Raw genomic sequence first — 16653 nt, forward strand, 5'->3', positions numbered from 1 at the left:
AGAACAATCCAATCCCTCGTGATCAAAAGTTAGAAATGGTTGCATTAGACCAGCTGGTTCATCAGACCATTTAGTCCGCAAGATAAAAGCAGCCCTTGATTTTTCTTTCATCTGACAGCAGGAAATCTCCTGCTGTTTTTTATTTGTTTTGAAGACAAAGGTCACACAATTGTCATAGAAAAAGAATGATTGGCCATAATTTATGTGAGTTAGTTCACTTAAACATGTTGGAAACACTTATATACTTCTTGTATAGAGAAGTACTTAAGGAGGCGCCAATATGTTTGATAGAGATTTTAACAAAGACCCATTCATTGTGATTTGGGAACTTACAAGAGCCTGCCAGTTGAAATGCCTGCACTGCCGTGCGGAGGCACAATATAGAAGAGATCCTCGTGAACTGTCTTTCGAAGAGGGAAAAGCGCTGATTGACCAAATATACGAAATGAATAATCCGATGCTCGTGTTCACAGGCGGAGACCCTTTAATGAGGGAGGACGTTTTTGATATCGCCGAGTACGCTGTAAAAAAGGGTGTCCGTGTATCGATGACACCTAGTGCGACACCGAATGTAACCAAGGAAGCGATCGAAAAGGCAAAGGCGGTCGGTCTATCGCGATGGGCCTTCAGTATCGACGGACCAACAGCAGAAGTTCACGACCACTTCAGGGGAACAGCCGGTTCCTTTGATTTAACGATGGAAAGAATAAAATATCTGCACGAGCTCGAAATTCCGATACAGATCAATACCGTCATTTCCCGATATAATATAGAGTATTTAGATGAAATGGCAAAAATGGTTGAAGATCTGGATTGTGTCCTGTGGAGTGTATTTTTCCTTGTCCCGACAGGACGCGGCCAGGAAAAGGACATGATTTCACCTGTGGAGCATGAAAAAGTGTTCCAATGGCTTTATAATTTAAGCAAACGGGTGAAGTTCGACATAAAAACTACAGCTGCCCAGCACTACCGCCGGGTTGTCATTCAGCAAAAAATGCGTGAAGCCAGGGATCATACAGACGAAATCAACTACTTGACGGCCCTGACAAATGAGGGGTTGACGGGATCCATCGATGGTCTCGGCCGGGCTCCAAAAGGTGTTAACGATGGAAATGGGTTTGTATTCATATCCCATATTGGATATGTGTACCCGAGCGGATTGCTACCGGTTAAAGCAGGGAATGTCCGGGAACAGCCTCTTGCTGAAATTTACAGGGAATCTCCCGTATTCAAGTCACTGAGGAATCCTGATGAATACAAAGGGAAATGTGGTGTTTGCGAGTTCAGGCATGTATGCGGAGGTTCGCGTTCTCGGGCATATGCCATGACAGGAGATTACCTGGAGAGCGAACCGTTCTGCGTGTATATTCCTAAAGCACTGAGAAAACAAAAGCAGGAAAGCTAACAAACCAGGGAAAAGGAAAGAAAAAAAGCAGCTCTGCTTCTAAAAGGGCTGCCTCATAATATAAAAAGCGAGTGAAGCTGGGCTTCACTCGCTTTTTATATTAGTCGATTGAACAGAAAACCGCCGGACAATTTTCACAGCCGATTTCCTTGCGTAAGTAATCTACATCATGGATCAGGATTTTCCCTTTTTTAATGGAGATGATTCCTTCGCGTTTCAAGTCATTCAGAATCCTGTTTGTACTTTCACGTGATGTGCCGCAGAAATTGGCCAGTTCCTGATTTGTTAATGGAAGGTCAATCAGAATGCCGGTATCTTTATGGATACCATAGCTGTTCGTCATCCTGATCAATGTAGAGAATAGCGCTCCCTTTTTTCCGTTAAGTACTAAATCACGGAATTTAGTCTGTGTTTTGCGGAAATGGTCGCTCATCCATTTCATGAATTCGAATGCGAGCGATGGATTTTGAAAAATCTCCTTTTCGATGACATCTTTCCTGATTGCGGAAATGGTTGCATCCTCCAGGATCAATGCGCTAAGCAAATATTTTGGTGCCTCGGTAAACAGGGTCAATTCACCGCATAGATCATTTTCCCCGCAAATCCTTAACGCAAGTTCACGTCCATCCTGGGTTACCTTGCTAATCTGCACCTTTCCGCCAAGAATCAAATAAAGCTCCTCTGCCTCCATGCCTTCCTGGAACAAGTATGTGCCCTTCTTAACCTTGAATGTCCTGTCTGCAAACTGGAGCAATTCTTTAATTTCTATTGAATGAGTCACTTTCGTTGTGTTTGGCATGGTCATCACCCTTTTTTAGAATATAAGTTTCCGTGGCTTTTCGTTATTGAGACAATAATAACATCTGGATAGTGTTAACTAAATAACGCATGGGGAATTGTCAAAATCCCGTCACATTCTCTCTTCGTTTTGTTCACATTTTCGAAACAAAGTTGCTATAGGTATATTATATCGATAAAAAAAGTAAGTTGATTCCGATGTTAGAAGTCAACTGTGACAGTTTATTGAACAAAGAAATAGGAGTGAAGTTCTTCACATCATAAGGCCATGTATTTTTCTACGATTTATTTATCAAGCAAAAATCGCCTGAAAACTAGGAGGGGGAAGAATCATGCGAACACAAAAAAATCAGCTGCCGCTTCAAACGCTCAGTCTGGTTGCAGGTTTTATGGTGTGGGTTATTTTATCCGCATTAATGCCGTTCATTAAAGAGGATATAAAGCTTACAGCAAATCAAATCGCGATGGCGACTGCCATTCCTGTTGTCCTGGGTTCCGTTATGAGGATACCGATTGGATACTGGACAAACAAATATGGAGCACGAAAACTGTTCTTTGTCAGCTTCGCATTCCTGTTGTTTCCGGTGTATTTCATCAGTCTGGCAGATTCTTTTATTGACCTGCTGATCGGCGGCTTGCTGGTCGGTATAGGTGGTGCAATTTTTTCTGTCGGTGTGACATCCCTCCCGAAATACTATCCAAAAGAACGCCATGGATTTGTGAACGGAATTTATGGGGTAGGCAATCTCGGAACTGCGGTCACGACTTTTTCGGCACCGGTCATTGCATCGCAGATTGGCTGGCAGTCAACAGTCCAGCTTTACCTGGTGCTTTTACTGGCATTTGCATTGCTTAACTTTTTCCTTGGTGACAAAAATGAACCCAAAGTTCCTACTCCACTGGGGGATCAAATTAAAAGTGTATACAAGAACCAGAAACTCTGGGCATTGAGTCTGTTTTACTTCTTAACATTTGGATCATTTGTAGCTTTTACGATCTACCTGCCGAATTTCCTTGTGTCACATTTTGAGCTCGATAAGGTAGATGCCGGAATCAGGACAGCAGGATTCATTGCCCTTGCTACATTCTTCAGGCCGATTGGCGGCTGGCTTGGTGATAAATTCAACTCATTCATCATCTTGATGATTGTCTTTGCAGGCATGACCATTTCAGGAATACTGCTGTCTTTCACACCTTCCCTGACCCTTTATACGATTGGCTGTCTTACGGTAGCAATCAGTGCGGGGATTGGCAATGGTACCGTCTTCAAACTAGTGCCGCTTTATTTTTCAAAACAGGCGGGGATCGTGAATGGTATAGTATCAGCGATGGGTGGATTGGGAGGCTTCTTCCCGCCGCTTATGCTGGCCTTCCTGTTCAACCTGACAGGGCATTATGCCATTGGTTTCATGGCTTTGTCGCAGGTTGCACTTGCGAGCCTGATCATCGTCATCTGGATGTACTATCAGGATAAATTGAGCCTTGCTAAAAATATCATCGACCATACTGCAGAGGGAATCATGATCACGGATGTGAAAGGCATGATTGAAAAGGTTAACCAATCTTTCACGAATGTAACGGGATATAAAGCTGAGGAAGTCATTGGGAGAAACCCAAGAGTCCTGAGGTCAGGAAAGCATGGGGAGGCTTTTTACAAGGAGATGTGGAAATCCATTGAGGAGAATGGATTCTGGCAGGGAGAAATCTGGAACAAAAAGAAGAACGGAAACATCTATCCTGAATGGCTTACAATAAGTCCTTTAAAAAATGAAGCCGGAGAAATCAAGAACTATGTCGGCATATTCAGTGAGCTACCTATAAAAAAGAAATAACCTTAAGAAGGCTGCATCCAATCCTTGATGCAGCCTTCTATTTTAGATAATATGACAACATAATGACATTTTCTGATAAAAACACTATCCTGCCAGTTTTTATGTTGTAATATAGACATAAGGGTAAAAGCTACTATTTTAAATAGAGGACTATTGATGTTACTGTGAGAATATTAACAGTGAACCATTACTATAGCTGTTACAATGTCAATAATCAAAACTTCTATAATTGGAGTTGACACAGATGGTAAAAAGCATAATTAAAGACCAATTAAATAGACCGCTCCGCGATTTGCGTATTTCTGTTATAGATCGCTGTAATTTCCGGTGTCAGTATTGCATGCCTGCCGAGATTTTTGGACCAGACTTTGCATTCTTGCCTAAAAGTGAGCTTTTGTCATATGAAGAAATCGAACGTGTGGCCAAATTGTTCATAGATCTGGGTGTTGAAAAAATCAGGCTCACAGGCGGCGAGCCATTGATGCGGAAAGACTTGCCGATCCTTGTCAAGAAGCTCAACCAGATTGAAGGGCTTAAGGATATCGCATTGACTACCAATGGCGTGATGCTCCCTAAATATGCCGAAGAGCTGTATGCAGCAGGGTTGAAGCGCGTGAATATCAGTCTGGATAGCTTAAAGGATGAGCTGTTCGGCGAAATCAATGGCCGCAATGTAGGGGTAGGGCCAGTACTCAAGGGAATCGAATCGGCAAAAAAGGCCGGGTTGGGCGTTAAAATCAACATGGTCGTCAAGAAAGGCCTGAATGATTCCGAAATTCTTCCGATGGCAGAATTCTGTAAAAAGGAAGGACTGGAGCTCCGATATATTGAATTCATGGATGTGGGCAGCACTAATGGCTGGAAGATGGACGACGTCATCACGAAAAAGCAAATCCATGACATGCTGAGTCAGCACCATGAACTGGAAGCGGTAGACCCTGATTACTTTGGCGAGGTCGCTAAAAAATACCGATACAAAGGTACGGATATCAACGTCGGCTTTATTTCCTCAGTTTCTGAGTCCTTCTGCTCCAGCTGTACAAGATCACGTTTATCAGCGAATGGCCAGGTGTTCACCTGCCTTTTCAATGGCAATGGTCATGATATCCGTGACTTCATGCGTGCCGGTGCAACCGATGACGAGCTTCGTGAACGAATCACAAATATCTGGAATCACAGAACGGACCGTTATTCAGATGAACGTACAGCTGAAACCGTCGCGAACAGAAAGAAAATCGAAATGTCCTATATTGGCGGCTAAAGACTCCTTCGGGGGTCTTTTTCTGTTCCTCTGGAGTTTTTTATCCAAAGGAAAACAGAGGCTTCTGGATTTTGGGCATACTATGTTTCCAACCAAAAGGTTTATGGGTATACATGAATCTACGATAAAATTTGTTGGAGACTGCCGAATGCTAAAAAGAAGAATTGAATTTTTATTTGTATTTATTTTAATGGTGTGTTTTTATATTGTCTTTTTTACTGGGTACAGCCAGGCAATTAAGATTGCAGCGATCACCGTTTACTCCCTTATCCTGTTTGTCAGCATCTTTTCGTTGATGCTCGAGAACCGTTCCGCACAGCATACGCTGATGTGGATGTATGTAATGCTGTTATTTCCTGTCGCCGGGTATTTCTTTTACCTATTTTCAGGACAGCTGTATTTAAAAGGGTATCTGTATAAAAGCAAGCGTACCAGGGATCGTGACCAATGGGAAAAGCTGATGAGGAATGAAGAGTCGAGGGATCTTTCTTTCTTGATTGAAAATCAGTTTTGCTTCGCAAAATATGCAAAGAATTCAGCGTTGACTCCAATTACGACCGACTCAAGGGCAAAAATCCTTAAAAATGGGGAAGAGACTTTTTCTGAATTAAAAAAGAAATTGAAGGAAGCAGAAAAGTTCATCCATATGGAATACTATATTTTCAGGTCTGACCGGCTTGGCAGGGAAATAATTGACATCCTGATAGAAAAAGCCAGGCAGGGTGTTGAGGTTTTATTCATGTTCGATGCTGCCGGCAGCATGAAGATTGCCGCCACGGACCTTAAGGACATGCAGGAGGCAGGCGTTAAAGCTGCGCCGTTCTCTCCGCTCAAATACGGGTTCTTCAATCAGAAATTCAATTTTCGGAATCACAGGAAGATTGTCATCATTGACGGGGAAATCGGATTTGTCGGCGGATTGAATGTAGGCGTAGAATACCTCGGTGAAGATGAGAAAATCGGTTTTTGGCGCGATACCCATATGGTGCTGACAGGAGAGGCTGTCTATACCCTCCACAATGTCTTCCTGCTTGATTGGGAATATGTGAGCGGTGAAAGGGTACTTGGGAACCATATAGCCGAAAAAAAGCCGCATGAGAGCGATGAGCTGGATGGTGCGATTCAGGTAGTGCCAAGCGGGCCGGACACACAGCAAGGAATCATGAGTGATTTTTACTACACGATGATGTCCTGCGCAACTAAGTCGATTTGGATTGCCACTCCTTATTTTGTTCCTGATGAAGCGATAAGGACAGCATTGAGAGTGGCTGCAGCCAAAGGAATAGAAGTAAGGATCATGGTTCCGGAAATCAATGACAGCTATCTGACACAATATGCCAGCCGATCATACTTTTCTGAACTGCTGCGGAATGGGGCAGAGATTTACTCCTATAAAAAGGGGTTCCTGCACCAAAAGGTCATCATTGTCGATGGGAATATCGCTTCGATTGGGACGGCCAATATGGACATGAGGAGTTTCCATCTTAATTTTGAAGTGAACGTCTTCCTGCTTGGAACGAGTTCAATCAGAGATCTTGTAGCACATTATGAAGCGGACCTCGAAGATTCAGAGAAAATCAGTGCTGTCCAATATCATAAACGAGGACTCTGGGAAAGAACGAAGGAATCCTTCGCCAGACTGTTTTCAGGTGCATTATAGACCAACCAAAAAATGACCCCATCTTGAGAAAAAGGGGTCATTTTTTTACTGAGGCCTGCGATTTTCCTTTTATGCAATAAATCTCGGGAATAGAATATTATTCTCAAGATGTACATGCATGAATGTGTGTGACTCCAGGGCTTCAAGCCGCTTGTAAACTAAACGGTATGTTCCGCATGCATCGATTGGCGGATTGAAATCTTCAGTAATCTCGCGTAATTGTTTCAATATTGAGCCTGCATGATCATGTTCTTTCTCTAATTCTTCGATTTCGGCAATGATTCCAGCCCGCTTTTCAACATCAGCACTTTCAAGTTCCAGAAGCAGCGGGAACACTGTGGCTTCCTCTTTGGCTGTATGCTCTAAGAGCTCCTTTTTTAATTCATAAAAAAGTTCATTTACTTTTAACAGTTCATCGTGGCGTTCACCATGGACTTTCGCTACTTTGGTTACATATGGGCTTAGCATTTTCAGTTCTTCCTCAAGCTCACGGTGGTATTTATTCTTGATATGCTCGATCAATTCTTCAGAATCTGTATCGGTCCATACCTCCATGTTTTCGGCTGTGCCATTATGTTTTTTGTAAAGTTCTTCCAGCTGATTCATCAATTCAGGAACGTCAAGGTTCTGCTCCAACGCGGCTTCTGATAGCGGACGGTTGCCGCCACAGCAAAAGTCGAGTCTGTTTCTCTTGAATAAATCACTGGATTGAGGGAATATATTGACAATATCTTTAACTAGTGAATGTTGTTCAAAAGGCATTTTCATTAAAAAAACCTCCAATAAAAAATGTATACTGTTTACATACTCAGCATAAAGCAAATGTAATTACTACTTGGTGATGTGTATCACACTTCACAAAAAATCTACATATTTTTAAAAGTTTTTATGAGAGAATACTGTGAGGTTTGTTATGTATTCATTTTTACATTACTCTTATAATGAAAAGGGTAATCAATCAAGAGAAGCCTGCAATAGGAGCTGATTATATGTTAGAGCGAAGGAATCCTATCCCAATCGGAGAGGCAGTTAAGAGAGTAATGGAGCACAAAAAGAGTGGCTCTATCGAATATGTTTCAATCAATGAGAGTTATGGGCGCTATTTATCAGAGGATCTGAAAGCCACAAGTGATGTTCCGCATTTTGACAGAGCACCCTACGATGGCTATGCAATAAGGTCAGTCGATTCAGCGGAAGCTTCCCAAAACCAGTCAGTCGAATTTGAAGTGGTGGACCATATTGGGGCAGGAATGCTTACGGATAAGGAACTGGGACCTTTCCAGGCTGTAAGGATCATGACTGGGGCCCAAATGCCAGTTGGCGCCGATGCTGTGGTCATGCTTGAATTAGTAAAGGAAATCGAGCGTGATGGAAAGAAATATATGGAAACGAAACGCAAGCATAATAAAGGAGACAATGTTTCCTATCGCGGCGAGGATGCAAAGGAAGGGGAAGTGCTTGTCAAAAAAGGCACGTTCATCAATCCTGGTATCCAGGCGATGCTGGCGACTTTTGGCTATGCTCAGGTCCCTGTTGCGAAAAAACCGGTGATAGGCCTTTATGCAACCGGCACTGAACTGCTTGATGTCCATGAGCCGCTTGAACCGGGAAAAATCCGCAACAGCAATTCATATATGATTTCCGCTCAGATTCTCCGGGCGGGAGCTGAAGTTAAATATTTCGGTCAGCTGCCTGATGACTTTGACACCTGCTTTGATGCAGTAAGCAAAGCGATTGAGGAAGTGGATTTATTCATTACAACCGGGGGAGTTTCCGTAGGGGACTATGACTACCTGCCGGAAATTTATGCAAAGCTTGGAGCGGAAGTCCTGTTCAATAAAGTAGCGATGCGTCCGGGAAGCGTGACGACGGTTGCCCAGCTGGATGGCAAGCTGCTGTTTGGCCTGTCTGGAAACCCATCTGCCTGCTATGTAGGATTTGAGCTATTCGCCCGGCCGATCATCAGAACAATGCTGTTTACCGATAAGCCGCATCTAAGGAAGGAAAAGGCGATTTTGGATGCCAATTTCCCTAAGGCAAATCCATTCACAAGATTTGTCAGGAGTGCCTTGACAATCGAAAACGGAAAGCTGGCAGTTACACCGAGCGGTCTTGATAAATCGAATATCATCATGAGCTTAGCGGGTGCTAATTCACTTATGATTCTTCCGGGAGGAACAAGAGGTTTCGAAGAAGGAACTGAGGTCGAGGTCCTGATGCTAGAGGACCATGTTGGCAGTGACTGGCCTTGGTAAAACCGGTACTGTTCCAGGTGGCAGGATATCAGAACAGCGGGAAGACGACACTGAGCCTTAACCTGATTCAGCAGCTTTCTGCAGCTGGCCTGGAGGTTGCTACGATCAAACACCATGGCCACGGTGGAAAGCCGGATATCGCGGAGGAAAAGGATTCAGGCCGCCATATGGGCGCAGGAGCAGTTGTCTCCCTTGTCGAAGGTGGAGGCAGGCTCGTCCTTCACGCGGAGAATCGGCAATGGTCCCTGGCTGAAGAAATAGAGGTTTTATCCTGCTTCAAGACAGATGTCATCCTGATAGAAGGCTACAAACGCGAGGCTTATCCAAAAGCGGTCATTCTAAGGAACGAAGCAGATTTAGAATTATTGAAAGTTCTTGCAAATATCAAGGTGGTTTTTTATCGTGACCCGAATCTGGCCAATCTATTGAAAGATTGTGCCTGCCCTGTCTTTCAAATGGAAGATGACAGGGGAGTGAATTGGGTTCTTGATTATATTCTCGAGCAAGTTTAGGTGGAAAGTTCGTCTTTCCACCTATTTTTATGTCGAATTTAGCTGGATGGGCGACTTTTATCACTGTCACTTCACACTTGCACGGTTAGAATGTTAAATGGAGTCCGATGATTGTGTAATTTTTGTGAGGTGAAAGCAGTGGAAATGCTGCAGATGTTTTTATGGATTGTCTACCCTTATACGGTAGTTGCCATAGTTGGGATGGGCCTGGTCTGGCGATATGATTCATCAAGGGATGAGGAGGCACGCTCAACAGCAGGGAAGCTTCTGCTGATGGTGGTAAAAGTAATGATGGCTGCGAGTACAGCGACCGGGATTGCCATAGTGCTTTCGAGCAGCATGGCTGATGAACCGCTCCTATTGTTCCGATGGCTGATCAGTCTCGCACAGCTGCAGCCAGACATAAGCTTAATCCTGGAGATTTCCATTCTCTCAAAGATCCATTTTGTCGTTGTGTTCTTGTTCCTGTTAAGTCTGGCATTCACAAAGGAAATTTATTATCTTTTGAAGCCGCATCAATATTTGAAGAAAATCTATCTCAAGCTTCAGGTTGAGAAAAGAGGATGAACTCTTGACTGCACACAATTGGTTATCGAATACAACCAATTGTGTGCAGCTTATTTTATTTTAGTGGCTCTTTTTTGACAGTTCGGTGTCAGTTGCAAACAGGGGTGGCAAAATGTGATGAGTTTCACTTATGTAATCCCCCGGCTGTTTTATAGTTAAAGCAGGAACCAAAAGGGAGTGTTCATTCATGAAATTATTTATGCCAAAACAGCATGGAGCCTGGGCGATGTTGATCATCCCTTTCTGGCTTGGAGCAGCGGCAAGTGAAATCGTCTGGCAGCATATCCCGTTTTTTATTGGGTGGCTATTACTATATTTGGGAACATATCCGCTTCTGTTGATGTTCAAAAAAAAGAAAATCCCGTTTTATCGCAAATGGGCGCTAATCTATATCATCCCATCCTTAGTATTCTTAATGGTCCCGTTATTCACGACACCATCCATTGTGTTCTTTGGGTTTGCGATGATTCCATTTTTCGTCCTTAATGCCTATTTCTCGGCCAAAAATAAAGACAGGGCACTGATGAATGATCTAAGCGCGATCATTGTTTTTTCCATCGCTGGCCTTGCAAGCAGTTATCTGCCTGCTGCAGAAATCAATCAGCACGGTGTTCTCGTTTTTGCTTCAAGTATACTATTTTTCACAGGAAGTACTTTCTATGTGAAAACGATGATCCGGGAAAAGAAAAACAGTCAATTCAAGTGGATATCCTGGACTTATCATTTGCTGGTCCCGGTTTTGTGGCTGGCAGCCGGAGAAGTCATTGTCGCCGTTGCTGCAGTACCAAGCCTGATCAGAGCCGTCGCATTTTACGGCAAGCCACTTAGCGTCATGAAGGTTGGAATATATGAAATCATAAACGCAGCATTGTTTTTCATCATCATGCTTTTCGCAATTCAATAAAAAATAAAGAAAGCCGCCAGAAATCTGGCGGCTTTTCTTTAAGAGATAAGAGAATATATAAATTTCATTTCAAGCTATAAAATTGGAAAGTCGCTATATAAATCGAAAAGTCGCTATATAAATCGAAAAGTCGCTATATAAATCTGAAAGCCGCTATAAAAATTGATTAGTCGCTATATAAATTGAAACTCGCTAAATGTCCAGATCCAGCGCCTTGGTCAGGCCCTCCAGCGCTTGTCGGGCCTGACCAAGGCGCTTGCGCTTTTCTTATTCAATATTGCATATTTCAATCGGGCAATTCTCGCAGTCGATTTCCCGTTTCAGGCGATGAAGTGCATGTATGGTTATATAGCCTTTGTCGATAGAGATGATTTCCTGTTTCCTGAGCTCGCTCAATAACCGGTTTACAACTTCACGCGATGTGCCGCAGAAGTTTGCGAGTTCCTGATTTGTCAAGGATACATCAATTTTCATGCCGTCTTCGGTTTTTACACCGAAACTGTTCACCAAACGGATCAGGGTAGAGTACAATGCACCTTTCTTTCCGTGAAGGACCAAATCCCTGAACCTGGTTTGCGATTTGCGGTGCTGCAGGGAAAGCCATTTAACGAGTTCCAGTGCCAATCCGCTATCTTTTGCGATTTCGTCCTCGAGCCGGTCCTTTTGAATAACCGCAACACTCCCGCTTTCAGAAGCCCTGGCGTTCAATATATGCTGCGATTCCGGACTGAACAATGTCAATTCTCCAACCAACTCACCGGCAGAGCACATTCTGATCGTAAGCTCGCGCCCATCCGGGATCATTTTGCTGACCTGGAATTTCCCGCTCTGGATAATGTATAACTCATTCGCAGTATTTCCCTCTTCAAAAAGGAAGCTTCCTTTATCGATATTTTTAATTCTATGAACTTTTTCAAACAGCTTATTCATATTTGGTGACAAGGTTGCAGCCGTCAACATGTGATTACCACCTTATTAAGGGAGTTTATACACCCGTCCGTATCTGATATTAATATAATTATATTGTAAAGCATACAAAATCATCAATCTAATTGTGAAATGTTCACATATTTTTAATAATTTAGTTGCCTTTTTATAGTTTAGTTTTTATAATAAAAAGAACTTTACTAATAATTATAAATAAATATGTTTATTTATGCATATCGTGAAAGGAGGAAAAACGTGAAGGCAGCTATTATCGGAACGACAGGTTATGGGGGCGGGGAGCTGATCCGTATACTAAACAATCATCCATCTTTCACTATTCATTCAGTACATACAACACGGGATGAAAAGCCTGTTTCTGCAGAGTATCCCCATTTGACAGGCATCTTTGATAAAGTCCTCACCAGCATTGATCCAGAAAAAATCGTTGATGAATCAGACATTGTCTTCCTGGCAACACCATCGAAAGTTTCCGGAGAACTTGTCGAAAACTTTTTTAATAAAAACATCAAAGTCATCGACCTGTCCGGAGACCTGAGATTAAAAGAATCCAATACTTATAGAAACTGGTATAAGCATAAACCAGTAGACAATTCGATTCTGGCCGAAGCAGTGTATGGCCTAAGCGAATGGAACAGAGAGGAAATTGTGCATGCAAGCATTCTTGCCAATCCAGGCTGCTATCCAACAGCAGCGCTTCTCGGCCTCGCGCCGGTCTTGAAGGAAAAAGTAATTGATCCAAATAGTATAATCATTGATGCAAAGTCTGGCGTATCGGGGGCAGGAAGGTCGCCTTCCCTGGGCACCTTGTATGCTGAGTTGAATGAAAATTTCAAAATTTATAAAGTGAACGAACATCAGCATATTCCGGAAATTGAACAACAGGTAAGTTTTTGGAATGGTGATGGGGTGAAAATAACCTTTAGCACCCACCTCATTCCGGTAACGAGAGGGATCATGACGACCATGTATGTGAACCTTAAGGAAGATTGGGATACTTCGAGATTGCTGGATTTGTATGAGGAAACTTATTCTCGGCACCCTTTTGTAAGAGTCAGGAAGGAAGGAATCTTTCCGGCCGTGAAAGAAGTTAAAGGTTCTAATTACTGCGATATCGGATTGCATGCGGACAGCCGGACTGGAAGGCTGACGATTGTTTCGGTCATTGATAATTTAATGAAAGGCGCTGCAGGGCAGGCTGTCCAGAACGCCAATATAATGTTTGGATTAGATGAAACAGCGGGTCTTGAAATGATGCCCCTGTATCCATAAAGGAGGATTATATGTACCAGGCTTTGACAGACCAGAAGTTGATCAAAGAAATCCCGGAGGGCGGGATCTTGACTCCAAAGGGATTCAAGTGCGGCGGAGTTCATGCTGGATTGCGCTATAACAAGCTTGATTTAGGAATGATTGTTAGTGAGGCACCAGCAAGCTGTGCTGCGGTTTATACAACAAGCCATTTTCAGGCTGCTCCGCTGGTTGTTACACAGGAGAGCATTGCCAGTGATGGAGTTCTTCAGGCCGTCGTCGTCAACAGTGCATGCGCGAATGCTTGTACAGGCGAACAGGGATATAAGGATGCACTGAAGATGAGGGCGCTGACAGCGGAAAAATTAGGGATTCCTGAACATCATGTAGCTGTAGCCTCCACGGGAGTCATAGGTGAATTCTTGCAAATGGAAAAAATTGAAGCGGGAATCGCAAAGCTCGCAGTCGGGAATGCTTCCGAAGATATTAAGGACTTCCAGACGGCGATTCTGACAACCGATCTTGTACAGAAGCACTCTTGTCATTGTGCTTTGATCGATGGAAAAACCGTTTCGGTGGGAGGAGCAGCAAAAGGTTCAGGCATGATTCATCCGAATATGGCCACGATGCTCGGGTTTTTAACGACTGATGCGAATATATCAAGTGCAGACCTGACATACGCACTAAAAGAAGTAACCAATACAACATTTAATCAGATCACTGTCGATGGCGATACCTCGACAAATGACATGGTCCTTGTAATGGCAAACGGAGCTGCCGGAAATAAACTGCTGAATCCTGAGCATCCTGAATGGCCGGTTTTTATTGAACTGTTAAAAGAAAGCTGTGCCAGCCTTGCAAAACAAATTGCCAGGGATGGGGAAGGAGCGACAAAACTGATTGAAATATCCGTATCCGGTGCATTGTCTGATGAAGAGGCACGGATAATTGGCAAGCAAATAGCCGGTTCAAACCTTGTCAAGACCGCGGTATACGGTGCAGATGCCAACTGGGGAAGGATTATTGGGGCGATCGGCCAGAGCCAGGCAACCGTAAATTCGAATACCGTGGACATTTCGCTTGGTGACATCATCATGCTGAAGGATAGTACACCGATTGCTTTCGACGAAGAAATCGCAAGAAACTATTTGATGAATGACAAGGTGGAAATTTTCGTGGATCTCCATCTAAGTGAAGGCAAAGGAATGGCATGGGGCTGTGACCTTTCATATGATTATGTGAAAATTAACGCAAGCTATCGGACTTAAAGGGGCGGATTCTTTGGAAACTGTAGTCATTAAATGCGGCGGAAGTGTGCTGGGGGAACTTGATGACCCATTCTTTATGAGTCTTAGAGAATTGATGGAAAACGGATATTATCCTGTCATCGTCCATGGTGGCGGGCCAGCAATCAATTCAATGCTTGATTTATATAACATCCCTGCGGACTTCAAGGAAGGGCTTAGGGTAACGTGCGATAAAACGATGGAAATCGTTGAAATGGTCCTGTCAGGCCAGACGAACAGGCAGCTGTGCGGGATATTGATGAAACAAGGATTCAAGGTTCTTGGTATTAATGGGAGCGACGGATCCTGCTTGCAGGCAGACTATATCGATAAACAAGGGCTAGGGTATGTAGGGAAGGTCAACAACGTAAATACTGACCTTATTATGATGGCAGTTGAGTCGGGTTATATTCCGGTCATTACTCCTATCGGAATTTCGGAGGATGGCTGCAAGCTGAATATCAATGGAGATTACGCTGCTGCATCGATCGCGAAAGCTTTGAATGCCGAGCGCTGTGCTTTTGTGACCAATGTCGATGGCATCCTGATCAACGGTGAGTTAATCGCCGAAATAACGGATCATGAGATAGAAAACTATATTTCTGATGGAAGCATTTATGGCGGAATGGTACCCAAGGTAAATTCAGCATTATCTGCAACAGCCGCCGGTGTAGAGAAAGCGATGATCATTTCTGGCAAAAAGCCATTCTATAAAAATGACTGCTGGCATGGAACCGCGATTGCCGCAAAGGAAGGAGTGCTAAAATGAGTCATTTATTCCCTACTTACCAGAGATGGGAGATTGAGCCTGAGAAAGCAAGCGGATCGGTCATTCATGGGAAAGATGGACGTGAATATCTTGATTTTACTTCAGGTATAGGTGTATGTAATCTGGGCCATCGTCCTGAAGGGGTAGAACAGGCTGTCAAAGATCAGCTGGAATTATTCTGGCATGTATCAAATCTTTTTCCGCAAAGCATCCAGGAGGAAGCAGCCGGAAAACTTGCGAAAGCGTCTGGTTTGGATTGTGTGTTTTTTGCCAACAGTGGTGCAGAGGCTAATGAAGCAGCAATAAAACTGGCGAGAAAAGCAACCGGCAGGAAGAAGATCATTACGTTCCTGCAATCCTTCCATGGGCGTACGTTTGCTGGCATGGCAGCGACAGGGCAGGAAAAAATCAAGCATGGATTCGGGAGTATGCTCGAAACCTTTGTTCACTTGCCATTCAATGACCTGGAAGCTCTAAAAAATGAAATTGATTCCGATACAGCAGCCGTCATGATTGAAATTGTTCAGGGTGAAGGCGGAATTCATGTCGTTAATGAAGAGTTTATTAAAGAGGCAGACAAACTCTGCACAGAAAACGGGGTGCTGCTTATTGTCGATGAAATCCAAACGGGAATCGGGCGTACAGGAAAGCCCTTCGCCTTTCAGCACTTTGGAATCTCACCCGATATCATAACGGTTGCAAAAGGGCTTGGTAATGGATTGCCAATTGGTGCAGCCGTCGGTAAAGCGATACTTGCAGAACATTTTGGCCCGGGTAGCCATGGATCAACATTCGGAGGGAATCCAATCAGTACCGCTGCTGCTTCCGCTGTAATGGATATTATCTTTGAACATGAATTCCTTAAAGAAGTATCTGCCAAAGGGGAGACTTTGTTTCAGTTGCTTGACCAGGAACTTGGCGATTTGGAAGTGGTAAATGAAATCAGGGGCATTGGCTTGATGGCCGGTATAGAATTGACTGTTGCAGCCCAGCCTTATCTCTCCCAGCTGAGGAAGGCGGGATTGATCACTTTGCCGGCAGGAGAAAAGGTGATAAGGCTTCTTCCGCCGCTGATTGTAACTGTCGAAGATCTGCAAAAGGCAGTATCTGTATTAAGAGAAATGTTAATAAAGCAAACCGTAACAGCTTAAGAGCTGTATATTTTTTAAAAATAAATGAATAAAAATTTATGATTATAAATAAATATT

15 protein-coding genes are annotated in these 16653 nt (G+C 43.5%); 12 read left to right on the top strand and 3 right to left on the bottom strand.

The genetic code is table 11. The features are described from left to right. Positions 1–280 precede the first annotated feature (280 nt). On the top strand, positions 281–1405 hold the full coding sequence (locus FS736_RS01105; RefSeq protein WP_144474520.1) for a TIGR04053 family radical SAM/SPASM domain-containing protein: 1125 nt from the start codon (positions 281–283) through the stop codon (positions 1403–1405). A gap of 100 nt (positions 1406–1505) precedes the next feature. On the opposite strand, the gene FS736_RS01110 is transcribed toward FS736_RS01105, so the two are convergent. Then, positions 1506–2204 carry a Crp/Fnr family transcriptional regulator gene (locus FS736_RS01110; protein WP_144474521.1) on the bottom strand — a complete coding sequence of 233 codons (699 nt, stop codon included), beginning with the start codon at positions 2202–2204 and terminating at the stop codon, positions 1506–1508. Between the two features lie 331 nt (positions 2205–2535). On the opposite strand from FS736_RS01110, the gene FS736_RS01115 reads away from it, so the two are divergent. The 3 genes from FS736_RS01115 (at position 2536) to cls (ending at position 6956) form a co-directional block, all read left to right on the top strand. Then, the gene (locus FS736_RS01115; RefSeq protein WP_144474522.1) at positions 2536–4035 is read left to right on the top strand and encodes a nitrate/nitrite transporter; all 1500 of its coding nucleotides are present in this window, start codon (positions 2536–2538) and stop codon (positions 4033–4035) included. Between the two features lie 244 nt (positions 4036–4279). Continuing rightward, positions 4280–5296: a GTP 3',8-cyclase MoaA gene (gene moaA, locus FS736_RS01120; protein ID WP_144474523.1), complete on the top strand. Its 1017-nt coding sequence runs from the start codon at positions 4280–4282 to the stop codon at positions 5294–5296. Between the two features lie 148 nt (positions 5297–5444). Continuing rightward, positions 5445–6956: a cardiolipin synthase gene (gene cls / locus FS736_RS01125; RefSeq protein ID WP_144474524.1), complete on the top strand. Its 1512-nt coding sequence runs from the start codon at positions 5445–5447 to the stop codon at positions 6954–6956. A gap of 69 nt (positions 6957–7025) precedes the next feature. On the opposite strand, the gene ric is transcribed toward cls, so the two are convergent. Next, positions 7026–7724, bottom strand: coding sequence for an iron-sulfur cluster repair di-iron protein (gene ric, locus FS736_RS01130; RefSeq protein ID WP_144474525.1), 699 nt, complete (start codon positions 7722–7724; stop codon positions 7026–7028). A 221-nt stretch (positions 7725–7945) separates the two neighbouring features. On the opposite strand from ric, the gene FS736_RS01135 reads away from it, so the two are divergent. From FS736_RS01135 to FS736_RS01150, 4 genes are all read left to right on the top strand, one after another. Next, the gene (locus tag FS736_RS01135) at positions 7946–9211 is read left to right on the top strand and encodes a molybdopterin molybdotransferase MoeA (RefSeq protein WP_144474526.1); all 1266 of its coding nucleotides are present in this window, start codon (positions 7946–7948) and stop codon (positions 9209–9211) included. Then, complete coding sequence (mobB, locus tag FS736_RS01140; protein WP_251544137.1) at positions 9205–9723, top strand: molybdopterin-guanine dinucleotide biosynthesis protein B; 519 nt, start codon at positions 9205–9207, stop codon at positions 9721–9723. The genes FS736_RS01135 and mobB overlap by 7 nt, the downstream gene beginning before the upstream one ends. A gap of 144 nt (positions 9724–9867) precedes the next feature. Then, complete coding sequence (locus FS736_RS01145) at positions 9868–10290, top strand: respiratory nitrate reductase subunit gamma (RefSeq protein ID WP_251544228.1); 423 nt, start codon at positions 9868–9870, stop codon at positions 10288–10290. Positions 10291–10477: 187 nt separating this feature from the next. Next, positions 10478–11194, top strand: a complete 717-nt coding sequence (locus tag FS736_RS01150) for a YwiC-like family protein (RefSeq protein WP_144474529.1) — start codon at positions 10478–10480, stop codon at positions 11192–11194. A gap of 267 nt (positions 11195–11461) precedes the next feature. On the opposite strand, the gene FS736_RS01155 is transcribed toward FS736_RS01150, so the two are convergent. After that, positions 11462–12154: a Crp/Fnr family transcriptional regulator gene (locus tag FS736_RS01155; RefSeq protein ID WP_395883490.1), complete on the bottom strand. Its 693-nt coding sequence runs from the start codon at positions 12152–12154 to the stop codon at positions 11462–11464. Between the two features lie 222 nt (positions 12155–12376). Between FS736_RS01155 and argC the strand changes: the two genes are divergently transcribed. From argC to FS736_RS01175, 4 genes are read left to right on the top strand one after another with little or no spacing between them, the layout of a single operon-like run. After that, complete coding sequence (gene argC, locus FS736_RS01160) at positions 12377–13411, top strand: N-acetyl-gamma-glutamyl-phosphate reductase (RefSeq protein ID WP_144474530.1); 1035 nt, start codon at positions 12377–12379, stop codon at positions 13409–13411. Positions 13412–13422: 11 nt separating this feature from the next. Beyond that, entirely contained in the window at positions 13423–14658 is a 1236-nt protein-coding gene (gene argJ / locus FS736_RS01165; protein WP_144474531.1) for a bifunctional ornithine acetyltransferase/N-acetylglutamate synthase, read from the top strand. A 13-nt stretch (positions 14659–14671) separates the two neighbouring features. Beyond that, positions 14672–15445, top strand: coding sequence for an acetylglutamate kinase (gene argB, locus FS736_RS01170; RefSeq protein WP_144474532.1), 774 nt, complete (start codon positions 14672–14674; stop codon positions 15443–15445). Next, positions 15442–16596 (top strand): acetylornithine transaminase, encoded by a 1155-nt coding sequence (locus tag FS736_RS01175; protein WP_144474533.1) that lies wholly within the window; start codon positions 15442–15444, stop codon positions 16594–16596. The genes argB and FS736_RS01175 overlap by 4 nt, the downstream gene beginning before the upstream one ends. The last annotated feature ends 57 nt before the right edge of the window (positions 16597–16653 follow it).

It is taken from the genome of Cytobacillus oceanisediminis 2691, assembly GCF_007678455.1.
GTDB lineage: Bacteria > Bacillota > Bacilli > Bacillales > Cytobacillaceae > Mesobacillus > Mesobacillus oceanisediminis_A.